Source organism: Staphylococcus pasteuri (assembly GCF_030547725.1).
GTDB classification, from domain to species: Bacteria; Bacillota; Bacilli; order Staphylococcales; family Staphylococcaceae; genus Staphylococcus; species Staphylococcus pasteuri.
Genome location: NZ_JAUOQO010001025.1, coordinates 1 through 234, shown reverse-complemented (window position 1 = coordinate 234; position 234 = coordinate 1). Strand labels below are relative to the sequence as shown.

The 234-nt window shown below is 40.6% G+C and carries 1 protein-coding gene; it reads right to left on the bottom strand.

What is annotated here, in order from left to right:
* The coding region (locus Q4528_RS16275; protein WP_303522821.1) for an MFS transporter at nt 1-234 on the bottom strand (234 nt) is incomplete at both ends.

The following is a 234-nucleotide window of genomic DNA, read 5'->3' as shown; positions in this document are numbered from 1 at the left end:
ATTGATAACAGTGTGAGAACTAGGATCAAAACAAAAGGCGCTTTCCATCCAAATGCATTTCCAAGCATTAATCCAATTGGCACTCCCAAAACTAGAGAAGCACTAATCCCCATAAATACAACCCCTATAGCTCTTGCGCGATATTCCTGTTTTACTATATTGGAAGCAATGGTGACACATAGCACAACAAGAAGAGAACCACTTGCCGCTGAGATAATTCTCGCTGTCATTAAC